This window comes from Streptomyces sp. NPDC006294 (assembly GCF_042870895.1).
In the GTDB taxonomy this organism is placed as follows: domain Bacteria; phylum Actinomycetota; class Actinomycetes; order Streptomycetales; family Streptomycetaceae; genus Streptomyces.
The window spans coordinates 536,998-559,203 of the sequence record NZ_JBIAHV010000001.1; the positions used below are offsets into that span (position 1 = coordinate 536,998).

Genomic DNA, 22,206 nt, shown 5'->3' on the forward strand with positions numbered 1-22,206 from the left:
CGAGTCCTCGAGGAGTCGAGACCCGTGTCGGAAAACAAAGATCAGAAGTTCGTCTACGACTTCACCGAGGGCAACAAAGAGCTCAAGGACCTGCTCGGTGGAAAGGGCGCGAACCTCGCCGAGATGACCAACCTCGGTCTTCCGGTCCCCCCCGGGTTCACGATCACCACCGAGGCGTGCAAGGTCTACCTCGAGAGCGGCGAAGAGCCGCCCGCGCTGCGCGACGAGGTGAGTGCGCACCTCGACGCCCTCGAGACGACGATGGGCAAGAAGCTCGGCCAGGCCGACAACCCGCTGCTGGTCTCGGTGCGTTCGGGCGCCAAGTTCTCGATGCCGGGCATGATGGACACCGTCCTCAACATCGGCCTCTCCGACGCCTCGGTCGCGGGTCTCGCCCAGCAGGCCGGCGACGAGCGCTTCGCGTGGGACTCCTACCGCCGTCTCATCCAGATGTTCGGCAAGACCGTGCTGGGCGTGGACGGCGAGCTCTTCGAGGAGGCACTCGAGGAGGCCAAGGCCGCCAAGAAGGTCACCGTCGACACCGACCTCGACGCCGCCGACCTCAAGAAGCTCGTCAAGCAGTTCAAGAAGATCGTCAAGTCCGAGGCCGGGCGCGACTTCCCCCAGGACCCGCGCGAGCAGATGGACCTCGCCATCTGCTCGGTCTTCGAGTCCTGGAACACCGACCGCGCCAAGCTCTACCGCCGCCAGGAGCGCATCCCCGGCGACCTCGGCACGGCCGTCAACATCTGCTCCATGGTCTTCGGCAACCTCGGCCCCGACTCCGGCACCGGTGTCGCCTTCACCCGCGACCCCGCCTCCGGCCACCAGGGCGTCTACGGCGACTACCTGCAGAACGCGCAGGGCGAGGACGTCGTCGCCGGTATCCGCAACACCGTGCCGCTGGCCGACCTCGAGTCCATCGACAAGAAGTCGTACGACCAGCTGATGCAGATCATGGAGACGCTGGAGAACCACTACAAGGATCTCTGCGACATCGAGTTCACCATCGAGCGCGGCCAGCTGTGGATGCTGCAGACCCGTGTCGGCAAGCGCACCGCCGGCGCCGCCTTCCGCATCGCCACCCAGCTCGTCGACCAGGGCCTGATCGACGAGGCCGAGGCGCTCCAGCGCGTCAACGGCGCCCAGCTCGCGCAGCTGATGTTCCCGCGCTTCGACGAGAAGGCGAAGACCGAGCTGCTCGGACGCGGTATCGCCGCCTCCCCGGGCGCGGCCGTCGGCAAGGCCGTCTTCGACTCCTACACCGCGGTCAAGTGGTCGCGCTCCGGCGAGAAGGTCATCCTGATCCGCCGCGAGACCAACCCGGACGACCTGGACGGCATGATCGCCGCCGAGGGCATCCTGACCTCCCGCGGCGGCAAGACCTCGCACGCCGCCGTCGTCGCCCGCGGCATGGGCAAGACCTGTGTCTGCGGCGCCGAGGAGCTCGAGGTCGACACCAAGCGCCGCCGGCTGACGGTGAACGGCACCGTCATCGAGGAGGGCGACGTCGTCTCCATCGACGGCTCCACCGGCAAGGTGTACCTCGGTGAGGTCCCCGTCGTGCCGTCGCCGGTCGTCGAGTACTTCGAGGGCCGGATGCACGCGGGCGCCGACGACGCCGACGAGCTCGTCCAGGCCGTCCACCGGATCATGGCCTACGCGGACCGCGTACGCCGGCTGCGCGTACGGGCCAACGCCGACAACGCCGAGGACGCGCTGCGCGCCCGCCGCTTCGGCGCTCAGGGCATCGGCCTGTGCCGGACCGAGCACATGTTCCTCGGTGAGCGCCGCGAGATGGTCGAGAAGCTGATCCTCGCCGACACCGACGACGAGCGCGAGGACGCCCTGAAGGCGCTGCTCCCGCAGCAGAAGCAGGACTTCGTCGAGCTGTTCGAGGCGATGGACGGACTGCCGGTGACGGTACGTCTGCTCGACCCGCCGCTGCACGAGTTCCTGCCCGACATCACCGAGCTCTCGGTGCGCGTCGCCCTCGCGGAGGCCCGCAAGGACCACAACGAGAACGACCTGCGCCTGCTCCAGGCCGTGCACCGGCTGCACGAGCAGAACCCGATGCTGGGCCTGCGCGGCGTACGCCTCGGGCTCGTCATCCCCGGCCTGTTCACCATGCAGGTACGGGCGATCGCCGAGGCCGCCGCGCAGCGCGTCGAGGCCAAGGGCGACCCGCGCGCCGAGATCATGATCCCGCTGGTCGGCACCGTCCAGGAACTGGAAATCGTCCGCGACGAGGCCGAGCAGGTCATCGCGGAGGTGCAGCAGCGGACCGGGATCGAGCTGGAGCTGGCGCTGGGCACGATGATCGAGCTGCCGCGTGCCGCGCTGACCGCCGGTCAGATCGCGGAGGCCGCCGAGTTCTTCTCCTTCGGCACCAACGACCTGACCCAGACCGTGTGGGGCTTCTCCCGCGACGACGTGGAGGCCAGCTTCTTCACCGCGTACCTGGAGAAGGGCATCTTCGGGGTCTCGCCCTTCGAGACCATCGACAAGGACGGCGTCGGCGCCCTGGTCCGCAGCGCGGTCGAGGCCGGCCGGGCCACCCGGCCCGACCTCAAGCTCGGCGTCTGCGGCGAGCACGGCGGTGACCCGGAGTCGGTGCACTTCTTCCACGAGGTGGGCCTGGACTACGTCTCCTGCTCGCCGTTCCGCATCCCGGTGGCGCGGCTCGAGGCGGGCCGCGCGGCGGCCCAGTCGGCCGGCAGCGACTCCCGCTAGGACCAACGGACCCCGGAACCGCCACCGGGCCCGGGGCACGAAAACCCGGAGCCCGGTACCTCGACCCTCACCGGCTGCCCGGTGGCGGTTCCGGCTCACCAGAGAAGGGGCGGGCGCCTGTGCGGGGCGCCCGCCCCTTCCGCATGTCCTGGGCCCCTCGTGCGGTGGCCGGCTGCCGGCTACGTGGTGCCGGCCCAGCCGGCCCGGCGGGAGTTTCAGAAGGTTCCTCTTGAATCCTGAGTCAGTTGAATTACGGAGCAATTTAGCTTCCGGCTTCTTAACAATGGTCGAATTTCTGCCGTCCGCCGGGCCCGTGCAACGGACAGGAGCGCGGCCTGCGGATCCCCACCCGCCGACCGCGCTCCATTTCCCGTGCCGGACACGGAGCCGCAACCTTCGTCACCGCCGCCGGACGCGCAAAGCCCCCCACGGTCCTCGCTGCGTCACTTCGGTGAAGTAGGTTTCATGCCCGACGTCGTACAGCTTTTCGGTTGGCCCCCATGGGCCGCGAGGCGTTTCAACTGTGGCTGAAACACCGTGGTAACAACCTGTGATGGCATGCATACTCAGTGATGGGGGCGATGGCGGGTGCAACAGTGGGGGTTCGGTGCTTCGTATTCATTTCAACGCGGACGACCTGGCGCGGGTGAGGATGGCGGCCAGGCCGGACGCGTTGTGGGAATCCATTCTCAGTTTTCACCGATTGCGCGACCGAAGGGGCGCACTCCTCTTCGGTGAATGGCGTGCCCAGGCGCGAACGCGGTTGAAAAGTGAAACACGACTGCTCTCCGCGCTCGTGCCCCAGCGCGGATATTTCCCGGACTTTCTCACGCCGCCGGAGTCTTCGGAGGGCCTTGACGCGGGCCTCGAGGCGCTGCGGGCGACGCCCCCGTCCCGACTGCACGCGGAAGTCGCCCTCGCCGCCGCCCACCGCTCGCCCCTGCGCTCGCTGCCGGGCCGGCTGCTCTCCCTCGCCGAGGGCAGGGGCGAGTCGGTGGCCCGGCTCGTGGAGGTCCTGCGCGCGTACTACCGCGCGGCCGTCGAGCCGTACTGGGCCCAGATCCAGGGCCGGGTGGAGGCGGACCGCGTCGTGCGCGGCCGGGCGCTGCTCGACGGCGGCGCCGGGGAGCTGCTCGCCTCCCTGCCGCCGGTGCTGCGCTGGCGGGCACCGGTCCTGGAGGCCGACTATCCCGTCGACCGCGAACTGCACCTGGACGGGCGCGGCCTGCTGCTCCAGCCGTCGTTCTTCTGCCGCGGGACCCCGGTGGTCTACCGCGACACGTCCCTGCCGCCGGTGCTGGTCTACCCGGTCTCGCACACCAGCGAGCAGTCCGCCGGCGACGCCGGGGGCGTCTCACTGGGCCGTCTCGTCGGCCATACGCGCTCCGCGGTGCTCCAGGCCATCCGCGGCGGCTGCACGACCAGCGAACTGGCCCGCAGGGCAGGGGTGTCCCTGGCCTCCGCGAGCCAGCACGCCGCCGTACTCCGTGAGGCGGGCCTGGTGGTGACCCTGCGCCACGGCAACGCGGTGCTGCACTCCCTCACCCCGCTGGGCGCCGCCCTGCTGCGCGGCGGCGCCACCGCGGAGCCCGAGCTCGCTATGCGCGGAACGGACCGCTCACTTCGTAGGTGATGCCGCCCGACGAACTGCCGCTGGTTCCGCGCTGGCTGGAGAAGTACAGCCGGCTGCCGTCGGGGGAGAAGGCCGGTCCGCAGATCTCCGACGACGACTGGCCGGTGACGCGCAGGAACGGCGCGACGACGTCGTCCGGCGTGATCACGCAGATCTCCATGTTGCCGCCGTCCTCCGCCACGAACAGGTCCCCCGAGGCGGCGCCCGTCACGTTGTCCACGCCGGTGAGCGGCGCGGAGCCGCCGACGACCAACGAGTCGTCGTAGGCCAGTTCGTACGTGTTGCTCAGCAGGTTCAGCTGCCAGAGCCGGTTGTCGCCCTTGGTGGTGAACCAGACCTTGTCGTCGGCGTAGTGGCAGCCCTCGCCGCCGTTGAACAGCCTGGCGCCGGACACCTGGTCTCGGGTGGGGGTCGGGGAACCGTCCGGGTCCGGCACGGTCGCCCACGTGAAGGAACCGGAGGTGGCCGGGCCGGCCTTGAGCACCTGAAGGGTGCCGGAGGACAGATTGCCCCACGTGGCGGGGACGAACCGGTAGAGGCAGCCGTCCGACGCGTCCTCGGTCAGGTAGATCACCTTGCGCACCGGGTCGGCCGCGGCGGCCTCGTGGTTGAACCGCCCCATGGCGGGCCGGCGTACGGCGGCGTTGACGCCCCACGGGTCCGTCTCGTAGACGTAGCCGGTGCTGACCTCCTCGCAGGAGAGCCAGGTGTTCCACGGGGTGGCGCCGCCCGCGCAGTTGCGGTTGGTGTTGGACAGGATGCGGTAGGCGCCGGTGATGGCGCCGGCCGAGGAGAACTTCACGGCGCTCGCGCCGCCGGTGGAGGAGATCTCCGAGTTGGAGACGTAGACCCAGCCGCCGCCGTCGGCGAAGCAGGCGCCGCCATCAGGAGCCTTGTGCCAGGTGTACGAGGTGGAGCCGACCTTCTGGCCCGACCGGGCGATCACCCGGCTGGTGAAGCCGGCCGGCAGCTGGATTCCGTTCGAGTCCGCCGGACGGAGCGCCCCGTAGGGGCCGGAGCCGGGCTGGGCCGGGGCCGCGGAGGCGGCGCCCTGCCACAGGGTGAAGCCGAAGGCGGTGGCCGAGGTGCCGACGACCGCTCCGCGAAGGAAGCTGCGACGTTCCACTTGTCACTCCAGGGTGGGATGACCGCCCCGCGGCGCCGGTCGGTGCCGCGGGGTCGCGCGCTCCCGGACCATAGAAGCGGTGGGTGGCGCAGACTTCAACGGAGGGTGACCCCGGGAAGTCGTCCGAAGAATTCTCCGCGGACACCGATGAGTCCGCCGCGGGCCGCCCGTCTACCCCTTCGAAAGCACCGCGCACACCGGCACCGCGCACACCGGCACCGCGCACACCGGCACCGCGCACACCGCGGGCCCCACAGGAGAGAGACCGTCATGGCTCAGATGATCTTCGTCAACCTGCCCGTCAAGGACCTGGAGACCAGCAAGGCCTTCTGGAGCAAGCTGGGTTACTCCTTCAACCCGCAGTTCACCGACGAGAACGCGGCCTGTCTGGTCTTCAGTGACACGATCTACGCGATGCTGCTGACGGAGGCCCGCTTCAAGGACTTCACCAAGAAGGACATCGCCGACGCGGCGACCAGCACCGAGGCCATCCTCTGCCTGAGCGCGGACAGCCGCGAGAAGGTCGACGAGCTGGTGGACGGCGCGCTCGCCGCCGGCGGATCGCCCTCCAACGACCCGCAGGACTACGGGTTCATGTACGGCCGTTCCTTCCAGGACCCCGACAACCACCTGTGGGAGGTCATGTGGATGGACGTCGAGGCCATGCAGCGGGCGATGGCCGAGGGCGACGCGTGACGGGTGCCGGGCCACGTGGCCCGGCACCCGGTGATGTGCCGTTCTCCTGCGCGAAGAGCCAGCCCGGGATCCTGAAGCAGGTTCAGGGAGCACGTGCTTGGCTCTCGCGACGCGCTCTGCGGAGCTTGCCCGCTCATGCGCCCGCGTCAGGGCAGTGACAGACGGCGCATGAGCGGAGCCGATGGCCGCCGCTCAGCCGACCCGTACCTCGTACGCCGTCACCGACACCGAGTCGTCGTCCAGGCAGCGCCCGGTCCCCAGGTCGAAGCGCTGCTTCAGCAGCGGCGAGGCGACGAACGGCCGGCCGGCCACAGAGCCGACCAGTCCGCGCGACAGCACCTGCGCGCCGCTGAACGGGTCACGGTTGTCGATGGCGTAGGGCCGGCCCTCACGGTCGAGGAAGACGGCGACCTGACGGCCGTCCGGCAGCAGGGCCGCCACGCCCCGGCCCGGCGTCAGCCGGGACAGCGGGCACAGCGCCGCCCAGTCCTCACCCAGCCTGAGCTGGATCTGGACGTCCGTCGTGGCGGGGGCGAGGGTCGTCGCGGTCATCGGGCGGCACCTTCCAGGGTCTGGTCGAACGATCGGATGGTCAGCAGGGGCAGGTCGGGCTTGACCTGGTCGCGCTCCGGCACGAACTTCACCGTCGGGTCCGGGACGTCGGGCGCGTTGACGAAGGACTGGAACCGCATCAGCCGCTCCGGGTCGTTCAGCGTCTCGGCCCACTCGTCGCGGTAGCCCGCGACATGGTCGTCCATCATCGACTCCAGCTCCGCGCAGATGCCGAGCGAGTCGTTCACGACCACGTCCCGCACGTGCTCGAGACCGCCCTCGATGCGGTCCAGCCAGGTCGACGTCCGCTCCAGCCGGTCGGCGGTGCGGATGTAGAACATCAGGAACCGGTCGATGAGCCGCACCAGTTCGGTGTCGGAAAGGTCCTGGGCCAGCAGGTCAGCGTGGCGCGGCGTCGCGCCGCCGTTGCCGCCGACGTACAGGTTCCAGCCGTTCGCCGTCGCGATCACGCCGAAGTCCTTGGACTGGGCCTCCGCGCACTCGCGCTGGCAGCCGGAGACCCCCGACTTGAACTTGTGCGGCGCGCGCAGGCCCCGGTAGCGCAGCTCCAGGTCGATCGCCATGCGGACCGAGTCCTGCACGCCGTAGCGGCACCAGGTCTGGCCCACACAGGACTTGACCGTGCGCAGCGCCTTTCCGTACGCGTGCCCGGACTCGAAGCCGGCGTCCACCAGGCGTGCCCAGATCTGCGGGAGCTGGTCGACGCGGGCGCCGAACATGTCGATCCGCTGACCACCGGTGATCTTCGTGTAGAGACCGAAGTCGCGGGCCACCTCGCCGATGACGATCAGCTTCTCCGGAGTGATCTCACCGCCGGGGATGCGCGGCACGATCGAGTACGACCCGTTCTTCTGCATGTTGGCGAGGAAGTGGTCGTTGGTGTCCTGCAGGGCGGCCTGCTCGCCGTCCAGCACATAGCCGGAGGCGCCGATCGTCGGGGCGAGCGAGGCGATGATGGATCCGACGGCCGGCTTGCAGATCTCGCAGCCGTCCTTGCCGCGAGCCGTCTCCCGGCCGTGCGCGTCCAGCAGCTGCTGGTACGACGTGATGCGCAGGGCGCGCACGATCTCGTACAGCTCCTGGCGGGTCTGCCCGAAGCAGCCGCACAGGCCCTTGTCGACCTCGACGCCCGACGCCTCCAGCTCGGCGTTGACGAGCTGGCCGAGCACCTTGACGCAGCTGCCGCAGCCGGTACCGGCCTTGGTGCACTTCTTGACCTCGGGGACCGTCGTGCACGAGTGCTCGGTGACCGCGCCGCGGATGGTGCCCTTGGTGACGTTGTGGCAGGAGCAGACGACCGCCTCGTCGGGCAGTGCCGAGGGGCCGAGCGCGACCGGTGCACCGGCGCCGGCCGGCAGCACCAGCTGCTCGGGGGCCATCGGCGGCACCGAGCCGGTGAAGGCCCGCAGCGTGCCGTACGACTCGGCGTCACCGACGAGGATGCCGCCCAGCAGTTCGCCCTCGGGGCCGACGACCAGTTTCTTGTAGACGCCGGCGCGGGAGTCGGAGTACACGACGTCGAGGCAGCCGTCGGCCGCGCCGTGCGCGTCGCCGAACGAGGCCACGTCCACGCCCAGGAGCTTCAGCTTGGTGGAGGTGTCCGCGCCGGTGAAGGTCTGCTCCTGGCCGTCCAGGGCCGCGGCCGCCGCCTCCGCCATCTCGTAGCCGGGCGCCACCAGTCCGTACACCCGGCCGTCCGACGCGAGCGCGCACTCCCCGATCGCGAAGACCGCCGGGTCCGACGTGCGGCACTGCTCGTCCACGACGATGCCGCCGCGCTCGCCGACGGCGAGGCCCGCGTCCCGGGCGAGCTGGTCCCGGGGCCGTACGCCCGCGGAGAAGACCACCAGGTCCGTCGCGAGCGTCGAACCGTCGGACAGCGCCATGCCGTTGACGGCGCCGCCCTCGTCGGCGGTGACCTCCTGGGTGCCGACGCCGGTGTGGACGGAGAGCCCCATGCCCTCGATGGTGCGCAGCAGCGCCGCGCCGCCGCCCTCGTCGACCTGCACGGGCATCAGCCGCGGCGCGAACTCCACGATGTGCGTCTCGAGGCCCAGCCCCTTCAGCGCACCCGCCGCCTCCAGGCCCAGCAGCCCGCCGCCGACGACCGCGCCCACACGGGCCGTCTTCGCGTACTCCTCGATCTTGAGCAGGTCCTCGATGGTCCGGTAGACGAAGCAGCCCTCGGCGTCCTTGCCGGGCACCGGCGGCACGAACGGGTACGAGCCCGTCGCCAGCACCAGCGTGTCGTACGAGAGGGTCCGGCCGGCGCGCGAGGTGACCGTGCGCGCGGCGGTGTCGATGCGCTCCGCCGGGTCGTCCAGGTGCAGCTCGATACCGTGCCGCTCCATGAAACCGTCCTCGACCATCGACAGGTCGTCGGGCGTGTTCCCGGAGAAGTACGAGGTCAGCCGCACCCGGTCGTAGGCGGGGCGTGGCTCCTCGCACAGCACGACGACCCGTGCCCGCTCGGTGACGCCACGCTCGGCCAGGGCCTCGAGGAAACGCTGGCCGACCATTCCGTGGCCGACGACCACGATCGTGGGAGTGGTCGCGGAAGGGGACATCGCAGCCATGTCAGAGGCCTCCATCATTGGTGAGCAGGTGGAGCAGGGGGAGGGAGTCCGGCAGGGCCTCGTCGCCCTCCCAGGCCCGGGCGAGCGCGCCGACGGACGCGAGATCCCCGAGCAGTACGCCGCCGACGAGCCGGTCCCCGCGGACGACGACCTTGCGGTACGCGCCCCGGGTGGCGTCGGCGAGCTGGACGACGTCGTCCCCCGGTCGGGGGGTCGGGTCGCCGAACGCGGCCAGGTCGAGGGGGCTCGTCGCGGACGCCAGGGTGAGCCGGGTCAGCGCGCGGGTGCCGGAGTAGCGGCCGCCCCGGCCGCTGAGCACGGACGCGAGGACGTCCGCCTGCTCCAGCGCCGGGCCGGCCAGACCCTGCACGACGCCGTCGTGCTCGGCGCAGTCGCCGATGGCGTGGATGTACGGGTCGGAGGTGCGCAGTTCGTCGTCGACGACGACCCCCCGCCGCACCTCGAGCCCCGCGTCGACCGCGAGACCCACCCGGGGCCGTACGCCGCAGGCCAGCACCACGATCTCCGCGTCCAGCGCGAAGCCGTCCGCGAGGACCACCGCGCCGACCGCCCCCTCGGGGGTGGTCCGCAGCCCGCGCACCCGGCACTCGGTGTGCACCTCGACGCCGAGCAGCTCCAGATGCGCCCGGAGCAGGCCCGACGCGGACACGTCGAGCTGCCGCTCCATGAGGTGCTCGCCCTGCTGGGCCAGCAGCACCTTCGCGCCGCGGACCGCCAGCGCACGGGCCGCCGACACACCGAGCAGCCCGCCGCCGACCACCACCACCCGCGTGCCCGGTCGGACGGCGTCGGACAGGGCCGCGCAGTCGTCAAGGGTGCGGAAGGGGTGGACGCCGTCCGGGAGCCCCGGGCCGATGCCGCGGAGCGGCGGCAGCACCGGGTTCGAGCCGGTCGCGAGCACGAGGCGGTCGTAGCCGACGGCCGTGCCGTCCGCGCAGTGCACGACCCGCCGCTCGCGGTCGACCGACGTCGCCCGCACCCCGCGCCGCACCGGAACGTCCGGCAGCGCGATCACTTCCGGCCCGTACCGGCCCGCGAGCACCTCCGCGAGCAGCACCCGGTTGTACGGCGCGTGCGTCTCCTCGCCGAGGACCGTGAGGCGAGCACCCGCGCCGAGCTGACGCGCCAGCCGCACGCCCGCCGTCCCGCCGCCGATCACCACGATCTCCGAAGTCATGCATGCAGCGTGCGTCGCGGGTGTTACCCGTCAGGTCCCCTTCTGTTTCCCACGGGGAACCTTGCGCTCAGCGGCGGGGGGCGGGGGGTGTGAGGCGGCGGTATCCCGTGGGGGTGCGTGGCGCCTGCGGCGGGCTGTCCCCCTCCCCGCCCCTTCCCGAAACCAGGGGCTGCGCCCCCGGACCCCGGTTTGGGGCTTCGCCCCCGGGCCCTGTCCCAGGCTCCGCTCCCGGGCCCCGGCACCGCGCTTCGCGCGGTGGCATCAATCTCCCCCTACGGCCTGGCGGCCGTGGGCGGGGGCGCCTCCCACGGCAGCCAGGCGTAGCGGAGTCCCCCCGGCCGGGCTGCACTGCAGCCCAGCCGGCGATTGAGGCGCGGCGGCACGAGGGCGGAGCCTCCGGACGGGTCCGGGCGGAGCCCGGTTCGGGACGGGGCGGGGAGGGGACAGGCTCCGCGCAGCGGCGCCCACGCCCGGCCAACCTCAGGTCAGCCTCAAGACTTCCGCGATCGTTGGACGGCACACGCACCCCCTCCATAGGCTCACGCCGTGCCCGACATATCCCTCACCACCCTCCTCTTCCTCTGCCTCGCCGCCGCCGCGGCCGGCTGGATCGACGCCGTCGTCGGCGGCGGCGGGCTGCTGTTGCTCCCCGCGCTGCTGCTCGGGCTGCCGCAGGTCCCGGCAGCCCACATCCTCGGTACGAACAAGGCGGTCGCCATCGTCGGCACGTCGGGCGCCGCGATCACCTACGTACGCAAGGCCCCGGTGCAGGTGAAGACCGCCGTCCGCATCGGGCTCGCCGCACTCGCCGGCTCGATGGGCGGCGCCTTCTTCGCCGCGGGCATCAGCAGCGAGATGCTGCGCCCGGTGATCATGGTCGTACTGCTCGGCGTCGCCGGGTTCGTGATGCTGCGCCCCTCGTTCGGCACGGCCCCCGCCGCGGACGCCGACAGGCGCCGTGTCACCCGGACCCGTACCGTCCTCGCGATCGTGCTCGTCGGCGGCGGCATCGGCTTCTACGACGGGCTGTTCGGGCCGGGCACCGGCACGTTCCTGGTGCTGGCGCTCACCGCGGTGCTCCATCTGGACCTGGTGACGGCCTCCGCCACCGCCAAGATCGTGAACGTGTGCACCAACGCCGGCGCCCTCGCGATGTTCGGGTACCAGGGCACCGTGCTGTGGCAGCTGGGCGCGCTGATGGCCGTGTTCAATCTGGTCGGCGCGATGTTCGGGGCACGCATGGCACTGCGGAAGGGCAGCGAGTTCGTTCGCGGCGTGCTGCTCGTCGTCGTCTTCTCGCTCGTCGCGAAGCTCGGCTTCGACCAGTGGACGGCGTGACGGTCCTCAATACGTGACGGCCCTCAGTACCGGTCGGCGGTCTCGACGTACGCGGCGTCCGCCCGTGCGATGACCTCGGTCAGCACCCGGCCCGCGACGGCCAGGTCCTCGGCCGGGATCCCTCCGTACACCCGCGGGCCGAACTCCGTGGCGAAAGCGGCCAGCCGGGTCTGTTCGGCGCGGCCGGTCTCGGTCAGCGCCACCCGCGGGCTCGGTTCCCGCAGCGGCTCCAGCGGTTCGAGCAGCTCGGTGGCGAGCAGCTCCGCCACGGTGTCCCGGGCCACGGCCCCGTCGATCTTCAGGGTGGAGGTCAGCAGCTCGACGATGCGGTCCGTCTCGGCGGTGCCGCCCTCGGCGGCGACCGCGTTCAGCGCCATCGACTGGTGGAAGGTGGTTCCGGTGCGGCTCAGTTCACGGTCGAGCAGGGCGCGGGCCGCGTGGTGGGCCCGCCCGATGAGCCGGCTGTCGAGCAGGATCGGCGTGGTGGACGACATGGTTACTCCTCGGGTGGCGTGGACGTGTCCTCGTAGGTGTCGGGCGGCGCGTCGAGAGGTGTTTCGAGCAGCAGGCGCAGCTCACGCGTCAGCGCCCGGGTGCGCGGTGCCTCGAGCCCGCCCAGCGGGTCGAGCAGCCGGTCGAGCAGCGTGTGGACCTCGGTGACGGCGCGGCGTGCCTTCTCCTCTCCGGCAGGGGTGAGCGAGAGCTGCACGGCCCGGGTGTCGGCGGGGTCGGGCGTGCGCCGCACGAGTCCCGACGACTCCAGCGCGCGGGCCAGCTTCGAGATGTAGAGCGGTTCGAGGCCCGTGTGGTCGGCGAGTTGCCGCTGGCTGGGCCGGTGCCCCGACTGCCGTATGCCGTGCAGGGAGGCGATCACGGTGTACTGCGCGTGAGTCAGCCCCAGGGGAGCGAGCGCGCGGTCGACCGCGACGCGCCACTTCGTCGAAAGACGCCAGACCAGGTAGCCGGGCGTGGGGCCCTCGGGTGCTGTGCTCATGCCGATACAGTACATGGACACTGTATCCATGGCTATGGTCTCAGTCCGCACCGTCGTGCCGCACCCCGATCAGGTGCGCGTACGCCACGACGTTCCCCTGATAGCCGGTTTCGTCCGAGAAGCCGCCGCCGCAGGTGATCACGCGCAGTTCGGCCCGGTCGCCAGCGCCGTACACCTTCTGGTCGGGGAAGGCGTCGGCCTCGTAGACCTCGATCGCGTCGATGGTGAAGACGGCGGTTCTGCCGTCCGCTCGGAGCACCTCGATCCGGTGGCCCTTCTTCAGGGCGCCGAGGCTGTAGAAGACGGACGGTCCCTGCGCGTTGTCGACGTGGCCGGCCACGATCGCGGTGCCCTCGGCGCCCGGGGTGGTGCCGTCCTCGTACCAGCCGGCGAGGTTGCGGTCGGCGGCCGGTGGGACCTCGAGGCTGCCCTCGGCGTCCAGGCCGAGGCCCGTGACGGGGGCGTCGACGCCGATCCGGGGGATGCGCAGCCGGACCGGTTCCGAGGGCGGCAGCGGGTCGGCCGCCGCGTCGGTGTGCTGGTCGGGGCCGGCCGCGAAGGCCTGGGCGGCGGACGGGACCGGCGGGGTGACGTCACGGGCGCCGTTCTGGACCAGCCACAGCCCGACGAAGACGGCGACGGCCAGGCCCCACCCCTTGCTCCTGCGTCGGACGGTGTCCTGGGCGGTCATCGGTCCTCCAAGGTCGCGTCGAAGGTCGCGTCGTGCACACGGGCGAAATGCCGCCCGGCGTGAGAAGTCGCCCCGCCCCCGTCGGCTCGAGGCCTGACGGGAGCGGGGGATCCGGCGGCACGGGGTCCCGGTTGGTCTACCGGTCCGTCAGCCTCTCTGCGCGCCGCTCGCCCGGCGGCGCAGAAGGAGCGTCCCGCCCACAGCGGCCGCGGTCAGTACCGCCGCGCCCGCCGCGATCTGGGTGGTGTCGGGGCCCACGCTGCCGCCGACTCCGGTTCTGACGTGCCCGCTCGGCTGCTTGTGGTGCACCTCGAGGTCGCCGGTGGCTTCCTTGCCGTTCTTGCAGCGCACCTCGATGCCGTACGTTCCCGGCCTGGTGTCCTCGGGGACCGTGAAGTGGCCCACGACGGTCTCCTTGTGCGTGCCGGGCCACAGCTTGAACTCGCCGGCGCCGACCGACCGCGCGTCGCCGACGCCGTGGCCGTCCTTGCCGCAGGCCGTGGTGTTCACGGTGACCTTCGTGCCGGGGGTGGCGGGGGACGGGTACACCTCGAGCTCGCCGAAGTCTCCGGCGTACGCCCCGTGGGCGCCGAGTCCTATCGTGGCGATCGCCATCGCGGTGCCGGTCAACAGGCGGGCGGTGGTGCGCATGGGGTCCTCCGGAAGCGCGCTGTGCGGTGTCTCGTCTCCTCTGAGATAAGAGGCCGGGCGTCCGGCACGCCTGCTGATGGGCCCTCAGATTCCCTCGTCCGAAGTGGCGTGTCGCCCTGGACAGATCGCGTACCCGCAGGTCAAGGCCGCCAAGGTGAGGGCGGGAGCAGTCGCCGGGCGTGCCGTGCCGAACGGGTGAGGCCCCGCCCGTACGGTACGCGGCGAGAAATTCCTGGACGCCGCTTGACCTCAACCAAACTTGAGGTACCAAGCTCCTCCGCATGGACATCAACACGCCTGACCAGACGTCCCCTCTGAAGCTCGCCGTCGTCATCGGCAGCAACCGCGACGGCCGTTTCGGGCCCACCGTCGCCGACTGGTTCCTCTCCCGTGCCGCGGCGCGCGAGGACTTCCAGGTCGAGGTCGTCGACCTCGCCGACGCCGAGCTGCCCACCGCGCTCTCCTACAACCCCTCGCCCGAGGTGCGCGCGGAGCTCGGCAAGGTCACCCCGAAGCTGGCCGGCGCCGACGCCTTCGTCGTGATCACCCCCGAGTACAACCACTCCTTCCCCGCCACCCTCAAGAACCTCATCGACTGGCACTTCGGCGAATGGCAGGCCAAGCCCGTCGGCTTCGTCTCCTACGGCGGGATCTCCGGCGGGCTGCGCGCGGTCGAGCAGCTGCGGCAGGTCTTCGCCGAGCTGCACGCCGTGACCGTCCGCGACACGGTCTCCTTCCACAACGCGGGCGCCCACTTCGACGACGCGGGCAACCACCGCGACCCCGCCGCCCCGGACGCCGCCGCCAAGACGATGCTCGACCAGCTCGGCTGGTGGGGCGAGGCGCTCAGGACCGCCAAGTCCGTCCGCCCGTACGCCGGCTGAGACCGGCCCGACGCGAAGGGCTGCCGGCCGCGCGGGCCGGTGCACGGTGGCGGCGGCCGAGGCGCGGCCCCCGGTGCGTACGGTGGCGGGTGGGGCCGCGTTCACGGCCCCACCCGTCCTGTGCGCGAGGCCGCGCGCCCGCGGAGGATCCGACGACCGAGAAGGAGCCCGTGCCGTGGAACAGACCCCCGCCACGCCACCGCTGCTCGCCGTGATGACCACGACCGACAGCGCGGAGAAGGCACACCAACTGGCGCAGGGCGCCGTCGAGGCCCGGCTCGCGGCCTGCGCCCAGATCTCCGCGCCGGTGACCTCGGTCTACCACTGGCAGAACGCCATCGAGACCGCGGAGGAGTGGCAGGTGCTCTTCAAGACCACACCCGCCTGCTACGACGCCCTCGAGGCCCATCTGACCGCGGCCCACGACTACGAGACACCGGAGATCATCGCCATGCCCGTGGTGCGCGGGAACGCGGCGTACGCAGGCTGGGTACGGGCAGAGACCGTGGCGCGATGAACAGGCGGCAGCGGCTTCCGTTCTTCGTCTACGGCACGCTGCGTCCGGGAGAGCGCAACCACGACCTGTTCCTGCGCGGCCGCACCACCACGGAGCGGCCCGCCCTGCTCTGCAGCGCACGGCTCTACCGGGGCCCCGGCTTCCCGTACGCCGTCGACGACCCCGGCGGGCCGTGCACGGTCACCGGAGAGGCGGTGTGGGCGGCCCCGGAGGACTACGGGCGGCTGCTCGGAGTCCTCGACCGGCTGGAGGAGTACACCGGCCGGCCGGGCCGCCCGGAGAACCTGTACGAGCGCACGGCACGCACGGTCCTCCTCGACGACGGCACGGCCGTCACCGCCTGGGTGTACGTCGCCGCCGAGCGCGTGGCCCGCGAGCTGCGCGCCGCCGGCACCCCCGTGGACGGCGGCGACTGGCGCGGAACGGTCAGGCCCCGGCAGCCGGGTCCGCCGGCTCCAGCCGGACCGCGCACACCTTGAACTCGGGCATACGGGAGGTCGGGTCGAGCGCCGGGTTCGTGACCGTGTTGACCCGGCCCTCGCCCGGCCAGTGGAACGGCATGAAGACCGTGTCCGGCCTGATCCCGGTGGTGATCCGCGCGGGACCGGTCGCCCGTCCGCGCCGGGACACCACGGCGAGCGGCTCGCCCTCCGCGACGCCGATCCGCTCCGCCAGCTGCGGATGCAGCTCGACGAACGGGCCGGGCGCGGCGGCGTTCAGCTCGTCGACCCGTCTCGTCTGCGCGCCCGACTGGTAGTGGGCGACCACCCGCCCGGTCGTCAGCAGCACCGGGTACTCGGCGTCGGGCTCCTCCGCGGCGGGCCGGTGCCCGACCGGAACGAACCGGGCCAGCCCGTCGGCCGTGGCGAACCGGTCGAGGAACAGCCGCGGCGTCCCCGGGTGCGGGACCTCGTCCTCCGGTTGTGCCGGGCAGGGCCAGAACACGCCGTCCTCCTCCACGATCCGGCGGTAGGTGATGCCCGAGTAGTCCGCCAGGCCGCCCGCCGACGCCCGCCGCAGCTCCTCGAACACCTCCTCCGGATCGGCCGGGAAGCCCTTCTCGTGTCCCAGCAGTCCGGCCAGCGCGCCCAGCACCTCCAGGTCGCTGCGGACCCCGGCCGGCGCGTCGACCGCCTTGCGGCGCAGCAGCACCCGGCCCTCCAGGTTGGTCATCGTGCCCGTCTCCTCGGCCCACTGCGTCACCGGCAGCACCACGTCCGCGAGCGCCGCCGTCTCCGAGAGGACGACGTCCGCGACGGCCAGGAAGTCCAGCGACCTGATCCGCTCCTCGACGTGCGCCGCGCGCGGCGCGGACACCACCGGGTTCGAGGCCATCAGCAGCAGCGCCTTCACGTCCCCGCCCAGCGCGTCCAGCAGCTCGTAGGCGCTGCGGCCCGGTCCGGGCAGCGACTCGGGGGCCACGCCCCACACCTCGGCGACATGCGCCCGCGCTGCCGGGTCGTCCAGCTTGCGGTAGCCGGGCAGCTGGTCGGCCTTCTGGCCGTGCTCACGGCCGCCCTGCCCGTTGCCCTGCCCGGTCAGACAGCCGTAGCCGGAGAGCGGCCGGCCCGCCCGGCCCGTCGCCAGGCACAGGTTGATCCACGCGCTGACCGTGTCCGTGCCCTTGGAGTGCTGCTCGGGCCCGCGGGCCGTGAGCACCATCGCGGACGGCGCGTCGCAGAACAGCCGTACCGCCTCGCGCAGCTCCGGCACCCCCACGCCCGTGATCCGCTCGACCAGCTCCGGCCAGTGCGCCATGGCGGCGGCCCGGGCGTCCGCCCAGCCGCTCGTACGGGCGGCGATGAACTCCTCGTCGGTGCGCCCCTGCGCCACCACCTCGTGCAGCAGGCCCAGGGCGAGCGCCAGATCGGTGCCGGGCCGGGGTGCCAGATGCAGGTCGGCCACCTCCGCCGTCTTCGTCCGCCGGGGGTCGACGACGATCAGCTTCCCGCCGTTCTCCTTCAGCTCGGTCAGATAGCGCAGCGCCGGCGGCATGGTCTCCGCCAGGTTCGAACCGACCAGGATCACGCAGCCGCTCTTCGGGATGTCCTCCAGCGGGAACGGCAGACCGCGGTCCACACCGAACGCCTTGGTGTGCGCGGCCGCCGCCGACGACATGCAGAAACGGCCGTTGTAGTCGATCTGCGAGGTGCCGAGCACGACGCGGGCGAACTTCCCGAGGGTGTACGCCTTCTCGTTGGTCAGTCCGCCGCCGCCGAAGACGCCCACCGCGTCGGCGCCGTGCCGCTTTCGCGTACGCCGCAGCCCGTCGGCGATCGTACGCAGTGCCTCCTCCCAGGTGGCCGGCTCGAGCCGGCCTGTGGCGTGGCTTCTGATGAGCGGCCCGGTCAGGCGCACCCGGGAGGAGAGAACGGCGGGCGCCGTGCGGCCCTTGCCGCACAGGGCGCCCCGGTTGACGGGGAAGTCGGGGCGCTCCACCACCTCGACGGCCGTCCCGGCGCCCGCGCCGGGCTGCGGGACGCCGCGCAGATTCATACCGCACTGCAGGGCGCAGTAGGGACAGTGGGTCGGGGTGGTCTCGTCGCGCATGCCGCCCAGCGTGGAACATTCGTGTTACGAGGGCGGACGCGGCGCATTACAGACGAGGTACGCCGCGCTCAGGGAAGGGCTCACGGCGGCGTGAGGTGCCGCCGTGAGCACCAGGGCGCCGGTGGGACGCGGGACACGGCTCAGGCGCGGCGGCCGGTCATCGCCAGCAGCCGGGTCTGCGGGTCGTCGCCCGGCGGCGGCTCGATCGGCGGGGCGAACAGCCCGGACTTCGACAGCTCGGCGGCGTACGGGCCGACCTCGCCCAGCGTGAAGGCCACCAGCGCGTCCGGCAGCCGTTCCTCCGCGCCGATGGCACGCGACAGGTCCCAGGCGTGCACCACGGCGTCACTGATCATCTGCGAGCAGTAGGCCGTGACCGGCGTCTCCCCGTACGACAGCTGGACCGTCCCCGCCATGGCGCCGTCGTCGGAGAACGCCTTGCGGGCGGCGCGGGCGGCCGCGTCCCAGCTCCGCTTGGGGTGCTCGCCGAGGACGTCGCCGTCGTACGCGTCGCCGACGTCCTCGATCGTCGCGCCGTCGGTCACCAGGTCCGGCACCCACAGCTGCTCGGCGGTCAGATGGTTGACGAGATCGCGCACCGACCACTCGGTGCACGGCGTCGGTCCGTCCCACTGGTCGTCGCGGACGGCGTGCACCCGGTCGGTGAAGAGACCCAGCGCCTCGGTGTGCCGGGACAGGAGTGTTGCCACGTCTTTGTTCATGGAGCTCACTGTTCCGCGCCGGGGAGCGCGATGCGAGCGCACCGGGCCGCGTGCCGCCCGGTCAGCGCACCGGCTGCGCGAGAGCGTCATGGACACCCGGCTCGCGCGCCCCGAGGAAGCGCGGATCCGGCCGGAAGACGGCGTCCAGCGACGCCTTTCCCGCCGCGAACATCTCGCGCACCCCGCCGTAGTACCAGGTCGCGTCGTGCGGCTCCGAAACCCCGACGCCGTACGACTCCACCCCCGCCGACCGGCACAGCGCGACGGCCCGGCGGATGTGGAAACCCTGGCTCACCAGCAGCGCGCGCTCCACCCCGAAGATCTTCTTCGCCCGTACGCAGGAGTCCCAGGTGTCGAACCCGGCGTAGTCGCTGACGATCCGCTCGTCCGGCACACCGCGCTCGGTCAGATACGTCCGCATGGCGTCCGGCTCGTCGTACTCCACCCGGCTGTTGTCCCCGGTGACCAGCACGACCTTGGCCTTGCCGGTCCGGTACAGCTCGGCGGCGGTGTCCAGCCGGTGCGCCAGATACGGGGAGGGCCGGCCCTCCCACAGCCCGGCGCCGAAGACGACGGCGACGTCCCGCGCGGGGGCGTCGGCGACCGTACGGACACGGCTGTCGGCGACAGCGTGCATCCACGTCGCGGGCGCGAGCCCGAGCACGCACCCGAGCATGACCGCCTGCACGGTCCGCCGCCGCTTGGCGGTTCTTGTCACCCCGGTCGCTCTCACAGACGGTCAGACGCCCGGCGGCCGAAAAAGGTTCGCCCGGAGCGGCGCCGTTCGGCCAGCATCACCTCATGATCGACGACAGGGCGCGCACGGCCGCCCGCAACAACGCCGAATGGTGCGAGGCCATGTGCCGCGCGCACGGGCTCCCCGGCGACTTCGGCCCCCGGGCCTGGACCAACCCGCGCCGCACCCCGCTCCTCTACCCCGACGCGGTCACACTGAGCGAGGACGCGACGGCGGACGACGTGCTCGCCGCGATCGACACCGCGGGCGGGGGCTGCTCGGTCAAGGACAGCTTCGCGTCGCTGGACCTGTCCGGGGCGGGCTTCGACGTCCTCTTCGAGGCCCGCTGGCTCCACCGGCCGGCCGGCACCCCCGCGCCGGCCCCGCCGCCGGGAGTGGCATGGGCGCCGCTCACCACCCCCGCGGAACTGGCCGAATGGGCGACGGCCTGGGACGCGGACGAGAGCCTGTCGGCACTCTTCCGCCCGCAACTCCTCGCCGACCCGGCCGTCACCTTCCTCGCCGGCCGGAGCGCCGACGACGGCCGCGTGGTCGCGGGCGCGGTGGTGAACGTGGGCGGCGGAGCGGCCGGCCTCTCCAACGTCTTCACGACGTCCGGCGACACGGACGGGGCGTGGGCGGGCTGCGTGTCGTCCGTCTCCCGCCTGTGGCCGGACCTCCCGGCCGTCGGCTACGAGCACGGCGCCGACCTCACGTCGGCGGTCCGGCACGGCTGCGAGGAGGTGGGCGCGCTCCGGGTGTGGCTGGCGGGGTGACGTTGCCGGTCCCGCGGGGCGCGTGCCGGCTCGTGGGGGCGGTGCCCCGGGTCCGGCGCTTCAATCGCCGGCGGAGCTGGGTTGGCCGGTCTTGTCGTGGCTCCGCCCCGAGCCCCGCGCTTCAATCGCCGGCGGGGATGGGTTGGCCGGTCTTGTCGTGGCTCCGCCCCCGGGCCCCGCGCCTCAATCGCCGGCGGGGCTGGAGTGGTCGGGCCGCAGGCTCCCGCGCCCAAACGCCCGCGAGCTGGGAGCGTGCCGGTCTTGTGGGGGCGGTGCCCCGGGTCCGGCGCTTCAATCGCCGGCGGGGCTGGGCTGGTCGGTCTTGTCGTGGCTCCGCCCCGAGCCCCGCGCCTCAAACGCCGGCGGGGCTGGAGTGGCCGGTCTTCTCGGGGCTCCGCCCCCGAGCCCGGCGCCTCGATCTCCCCCTACGGCCTGGCGGCCGTGGGAGGGACCTCCAGGCGGGGCTGGAGTTGCCCCTGTGGGAGCTCCTGCTTCGCGCAGCGAGGTCAGGCGTGCCCAGCTCGGGCTGGGTTGCCGCGCAGCGGGACTTCCAGCCCGGCCTGGGGGACTCCCCCTACGCCTGGTGCCGTGGGAGGTGCCCCCACCCACGGCCGCCAGGCCGTAGGGGGAGATTGAGGCCGCCGCGCGGAGCGCGGTACCGGGCCCGGGCGGGGCCCGGCCCACCCGCGCGGTGCGCGGTACGGGGTCCGGGGCCTGCCCCGGTTCGGGAAGGGGCGGGTAGGGGAACAGGCCCGCGGCCCCGGACGCGCCCACCCCGCACCGCCCCCCACCCCCGCCGTGAGCCCCGCGCAAAGACCCGTCACCCTCACGCAACAACCCCGCAACCTGCGCCCGCCACCATCGATGCATGACGGAGCCGGAACACCTTCGTGAGTCCCAGCCCCCGCCCCCGCCGTTCGACAGCGCAGTCGACACCGCCGCGCAGTTCGACACCACCGTCGACTTGCTCACGCGTATCACCGCTCAGCTCGGCACCCAGCTGAGTCACGTCCGACTGAACGGAACCCACCCCGCATGGCCTTCACCGCCGCCACCCGGCCCGCCCTCGTCGCCGTCGCACACGGCAGCCGCGACCCGCGTGCCGTGCGTACCGCCACCGCGCTACTCGACCGGGTCCGCGAGCTGCGGCCCGGTCTCGACATCCGCCTCGGCCACATCGAGCTGAACGAGCCGCTGCTCGGCGACACGCTCGCCGCGCTGCCCGACGGCACGCCCGCCGTTCTCGTGCCGCTGCTGCTCAGCCGGGGGTACCACGTCCGGCACGACCTCCCGCAGGCCGCCGCCGCGCTGCCCGGCGCGGACATCCGGATCGCGCGCCCGCTCGGCCCGCACCCCCTCCTGGCGGAGGCGCTCGCGGACCGCCTCGCCGAGGCGGGCTGGCGCCCCGAGGACGGCGCGAGCGGCAGCGCCGGTGTCGTCCTCGCGTCCGCCGGCTCCCGCGACCCCCGGTCCGCCGAGGACACCCGGCGGATGGCCGGGATGCTGGCCGAGCGGCTCGGCGGAGTGCCGGTCGTCGCCGCGTACGCCTCGGCTCTCGCGCCCACCGTCCCCGCGGCGGTCAAGGCACTGGAGGCGCGCGGCCGGCGCCGGATCGCGGTCGCCTCGTACTTCGCCGCGCCCGGCCTGTTCTCGACCCGCAGCGCCGCCGCCGCGCCCTGCGTCGCGGCGGAGCCGCTCGGCACCCACCCCGCTCTGGCCCGGCTGCTGCTGCACCGCTACGACGAGGCGCTGTGCCTCCAGGGCGCCGCGCGGGCGGCCCGGCGGCTGGAACTGTCCGCCGCGTAGTCGCCC

20 protein-coding genes are annotated in these 22,206 nt (G+C 72.5%); 9 read left to right on the plus strand and 11 right to left on the minus strand.

Annotation, left to right across the window (positions count from 1 at the left end; all coding sequences use genetic code 11):
- Nucleotides 1-24 precede the first annotated feature (24 nt).
- Together ppdK and ACFYOP_RS02375 are read left to right on the plus strand one after the other, a co-directional pair.
- Nucleotides 25-2,733, plus strand: coding sequence for a pyruvate, phosphate dikinase (ppdK, locus tag ACFYOP_RS02370; RefSeq protein ID WP_356890023.1), 2,709 nt, complete (start codon nt 25-27; stop codon nt 2,731-2,733).
- A gap of 607 nt (nt 2,734-3,340) precedes the next feature.
- Complete coding sequence (locus tag ACFYOP_RS02375; RefSeq protein ID WP_356890025.1) at nt 3,341-4,366, plus strand: winged helix-turn-helix domain-containing protein; 1,026 nt, start codon at nt 3,341-3,343, stop codon at nt 4,364-4,366.
- Here the strand turns inward: ACFYOP_RS02375 and ACFYOP_RS02380 are convergent.
- Complete coding sequence (locus tag ACFYOP_RS02380; RefSeq protein WP_356890027.1) at nt 4,332-5,492, minus strand: alkaline phosphatase PhoX; 1,161 nt, start codon at nt 5,490-5,492, stop codon at nt 4,332-4,334. The genes ACFYOP_RS02375 and ACFYOP_RS02380 overlap by 35 nt on opposite strands.
- A gap of 270 nt (nt 5,493-5,762) precedes the next feature.
- Here ACFYOP_RS02380 and ACFYOP_RS02385 point away from each other — a divergent pair, with 270 nt between their 5' ends.
- Nucleotides 5,763-6,188: a VOC family protein gene (locus ACFYOP_RS02385; RefSeq protein WP_356890029.1), complete on the plus strand. Its 426-nt coding sequence runs from the start codon at nt 5,763-5,765 to the stop codon at nt 6,186-6,188.
- Between the two features lie 192 nt (nt 6,189-6,380).
- On the opposite strand, the gene nirD is transcribed toward ACFYOP_RS02385, so the two are convergent.
- The 3 genes from nirD to ACFYOP_RS02400 are packed head-to-tail and all read right to left on the minus strand — an operon-like array spanning nt 6,381 to nt 10,535.
- Nucleotides 6,381-6,740: a nitrite reductase small subunit NirD gene (nirD, locus tag ACFYOP_RS02390; protein WP_356890031.1), complete on the minus strand. Its 360-nt coding sequence runs from the start codon at nt 6,738-6,740 to the stop codon at nt 6,381-6,383.
- A complete protein-coding gene (gene nirB / locus ACFYOP_RS02395; RefSeq protein ID WP_356890261.1) occupies nt 6,737-9,328 on the minus strand; it encodes a nitrite reductase large subunit NirB in 2,592 nt (863 codons plus the stop codon). Before nirB ends, nirD begins: the two co-directional genes overlap by 4 nt.
- A gap of 10 nt (nt 9,329-9,338) precedes the next feature.
- A complete protein-coding gene (locus ACFYOP_RS02400) occupies nt 9,339-10,535 on the minus strand; it encodes an FAD-dependent oxidoreductase (protein ID WP_356890033.1) in 1,197 nt (398 codons plus the stop codon).
- Between the two features lie 546 nt (nt 10,536-11,081).
- On the opposite strand from ACFYOP_RS02400, the gene ACFYOP_RS02405 reads away from it, so the two are divergent.
- Nucleotides 11,082-11,873, plus strand: a complete 792-nt coding sequence (locus tag ACFYOP_RS02405) for a TSUP family transporter (RefSeq protein ID WP_356890035.1) — start codon at nt 11,082-11,084, stop codon at nt 11,871-11,873.
- 23 nt (nt 11,874-11,896) lie between these two features.
- On the opposite strand, the gene ACFYOP_RS02410 is transcribed toward ACFYOP_RS02405, so the two are convergent.
- From ACFYOP_RS02410 to ACFYOP_RS02425, 4 genes are all read right to left on the minus strand, one after another.
- The gene (locus ACFYOP_RS02410; RefSeq protein ID WP_356890037.1) at nt 11,897-12,367 is read right to left on the minus strand and encodes a MarR family transcriptional regulator; all 471 of its coding nucleotides are present in this window, start codon (nt 12,365-12,367) and stop codon (nt 11,897-11,899) included.
- Nucleotides 12,368-12,369: 2 nt separating this feature from the next.
- Nucleotides 12,370-12,867: a MarR family transcriptional regulator gene (locus ACFYOP_RS02415; protein WP_356890039.1), complete on the minus strand. Its 498-nt coding sequence runs from the start codon at nt 12,865-12,867 to the stop codon at nt 12,370-12,372.
- Between the two features lie 40 nt (nt 12,868-12,907).
- Complete coding sequence (locus ACFYOP_RS02420; RefSeq protein WP_356890041.1) at nt 12,908-13,558, minus strand: class F sortase; 651 nt, start codon at nt 13,556-13,558, stop codon at nt 12,908-12,910.
- Between the two features lie 147 nt (nt 13,559-13,705).
- Nucleotides 13,706-14,209: a hypothetical protein gene (locus tag ACFYOP_RS02425; RefSeq protein WP_356890043.1), complete on the minus strand. Its 504-nt coding sequence runs from the start codon at nt 14,207-14,209 to the stop codon at nt 13,706-13,708.
- A 281-nt stretch (nt 14,210-14,490) separates the two neighbouring features.
- On the opposite strand from ACFYOP_RS02425, the gene ACFYOP_RS02430 reads away from it, so the two are divergent.
- The 3 genes from ACFYOP_RS02430 to ACFYOP_RS02440 all read left to right on the plus strand — a co-directional run bounded on the left by ACFYOP_RS02430 (nt 14,491) and on the right by ACFYOP_RS02440 (nt 16,089).
- Nucleotides 14,491-15,093, plus strand: coding sequence for an NAD(P)H-dependent oxidoreductase (locus ACFYOP_RS02430; RefSeq protein WP_356890045.1), 603 nt, complete (start codon nt 14,491-14,493; stop codon nt 15,091-15,093).
- 214 nt (nt 15,094-15,307) lie between these two features.
- Nucleotides 15,308-15,610: a divalent-cation tolerance protein CutA gene (gene cutA / locus ACFYOP_RS02435; protein ID WP_356890263.1), complete on the plus strand. Its 303-nt coding sequence runs from the start codon at nt 15,308-15,310 to the stop codon at nt 15,608-15,610.
- Nucleotides 15,607-16,089: a gamma-glutamylcyclotransferase family protein gene (locus ACFYOP_RS02440; RefSeq protein WP_356890047.1), complete on the plus strand. Its 483-nt coding sequence runs from the start codon at nt 15,607-15,609 to the stop codon at nt 16,087-16,089. Before cutA ends, ACFYOP_RS02440 begins: the two co-directional genes overlap by 4 nt.
- Here the strand turns inward: ACFYOP_RS02440 and ACFYOP_RS02445 are convergent.
- The 3 genes from ACFYOP_RS02445 to ACFYOP_RS02455 form a co-directional block, all read right to left on the minus strand.
- The gene (locus ACFYOP_RS02445) at nt 16,037-18,160 is read right to left on the minus strand and encodes a molybdopterin oxidoreductase family protein (RefSeq protein ID WP_356890049.1); all 2,124 of its coding nucleotides are present in this window, start codon (nt 18,158-18,160) and stop codon (nt 16,037-16,039) included. The two genes, ACFYOP_RS02440 and ACFYOP_RS02445, sit on opposite strands and share 53 nt — an antisense overlap.
- A 140-nt stretch (nt 18,161-18,300) precedes the next feature.
- The gene (locus ACFYOP_RS02450; RefSeq protein WP_356890051.1) at nt 18,301-18,882 is read right to left on the minus strand and encodes a TIGR03086 family metal-binding protein; all 582 of its coding nucleotides are present in this window, start codon (nt 18,880-18,882) and stop codon (nt 18,301-18,303) included.
- A gap of 61 nt (nt 18,883-18,943) precedes the next feature.
- A complete protein-coding gene (locus ACFYOP_RS02455) occupies nt 18,944-19,558 on the minus strand; it encodes an ElyC/SanA/YdcF family protein (RefSeq protein WP_356890265.1) in 615 nt (204 codons plus the stop codon).
- A 125-nt stretch (nt 19,559-19,683) separates the two neighbouring features.
- Here ACFYOP_RS02455 and ACFYOP_RS02460 point away from each other — a divergent pair, with 125 nt between their 5' ends.
- Nucleotides 19,684-20,394 carry a hypothetical protein gene (locus ACFYOP_RS02460; RefSeq protein WP_356890053.1) on the plus strand — a complete coding sequence of 237 codons (711 nt, stop codon included), beginning with the start codon at nt 19,684-19,686 and terminating at the stop codon, nt 20,392-20,394.
- A gap of 1,035 nt (nt 20,395-21,429) precedes the next feature.
- Nucleotides 21,430-22,200, plus strand: a complete 771-nt coding sequence (locus ACFYOP_RS02465; protein WP_356890055.1) for a sirohydrochlorin chelatase — start codon at nt 21,430-21,432, stop codon at nt 22,198-22,200.
- Nucleotides 22,201-22,206: the final 6 nt, after the last annotated feature.